The 928-nt window shown below is 40.1% G+C and carries 2 protein-coding genes; both read left to right on the forward strand.

Annotation, left to right across the window (positions count from 1 at the left end):
- Positions 1-187 (forward strand): DUF6560 family protein (locus A5875_RS23680; protein ID WP_369596952.1); only part of this gene is annotated, 187 nt, incomplete at its 5' end.
- A 103-nt stretch (positions 188-290) separates the two neighbouring features.
- Positions 291-806 carry a DUF6560 family protein gene (locus A5875_RS11840; protein ID WP_088933781.1) on the forward strand — a complete coding sequence of 172 codons (516 nt, stop codon included), beginning with the start codon at positions 291-293 and terminating at the stop codon, positions 804-806.
- Positions 807-928: the final 122 nt, after the last annotated feature.

Genomic DNA, 928 nt, shown 5'->3' on the forward strand with positions numbered 1-928 from the left:
AAAGCAGTTCTTATTTTCAGAGATCACCCACTGCAAAGAAACACGCGGCGGCTGGAAAGTATATGTCAATGGCAAACGCAAAAAAGCCTTCTTCGTTGACCGAATGATGGAAGGCGCAAACCTTTTTCTTAAACGAATCGAAAAGGCAAATATTCCCATCGAAGAAATGAAACGCGAAAAAGATTAAAAGAAAAAACTTGAGCATAATTTAAAAAGGAGCAATGAGCGGTATTATTGGAGACATTGGAAAATGCTGAAGCTTATCATTGCATAAGGAGGGTGATTGGGTAATGAAAAGTTTGATTACGGTGTGCATCGTTGGAGTGGTACTAGCATTTTTAGAAAACAATACGAAGAAAAAGGGCATTAAGCGAGGACAAAAGAAATTCACGATTCGAACGCCTAGGTCTTACTTTATTTTTGGTGCCGTCGAAGCCGGAGTGATGGGTGGACTTTTAATATGGGGCGAACTAACTGATCAGCTAACTCTTCCCATTATTTTAGGAGTAATTTTTGCTGCTTCTCCGGGTCTGCTGCTGATGATCTTACCTATCGCTGGCATGTGGGAGGTCCAAGTAGATGGGGATAATATCGAGGCTATCAAATTATTTGTCTTTAGAAAGCAGTTCTTATTTTCAGAGATCACTCACTGCAAAGAAACACGCGGCGGCTGGAAAGTATATGTCAATGGCAAACGCAAAAAAGCCTTCTTTGTTGACCGAATGATGGAAGGCGCGAATCTTTTTCTCAAACGAATCGAAAAGGCAAATATTCCCATCGAAGAAATGAAACGCGAAAAAGATTAAAAGAAAAAACTTGAGCATAATTCAAAAAGGAGCATGAAGTGACGAAATCGTTCATTCCATGCTCCCTTTTCACGCGAAGAATCGCTATTCAAATGTAGAGATTATGCTACGGTCTCAAATCT

It is taken from the genome of Enterococcus sp. 3H8_DIV0648, from assembly GCF_002140655.1.
Classification (GTDB): domain Bacteria; phylum Bacillota; class Bacilli; order Lactobacillales; family Enterococcaceae; genus Enterococcus_A; species Enterococcus_A hulanensis.